Below are 250 nucleotides of genomic sequence, written 5' to 3'. Positions count from 1 at the left end.
GACGGGAAAACCCCCCTGCGCGTCTCTGCAGCGGGTGTGGGTGAGAGCACGTCCCAGTGGGATCTCTCGGAATGGGACGCGTTGCGCGAGGATGCCGCAACAGAAGCGGCCCCCCAAGAGACCCCCCCCCCATCGGAAGAAGCCGCTACTCCCGCCAGTGAGCCAGGCGTAGAAACCCCGGAACCGGAAGCGCCCGCGGCCACCCCCGCGCACCCCGCCCAACCACCGCCGAAACCCTACGACGACCACC

Annotated in this window: 1 pseudogene; it reads left to right on the top strand. The window is 69.6% G+C overall.

The window, feature by feature from the left end:
- A pseudogene (locus KB213_RS12200) lies at positions 1–250 on the top strand (hypothetical protein); the annotation flags it as partial.

This window comes from Neokomagataea anthophila (genome assembly GCF_018122595.1).
Classification (GTDB): domain Bacteria; phylum Pseudomonadota; class Alphaproteobacteria; order Acetobacterales; family Acetobacteraceae; genus Gluconobacter; species Gluconobacter anthophilus.
Note: the sequence above shows the minus strand (reverse complement) of the source record. Positions and strands in the feature narration are given on the sequence as shown.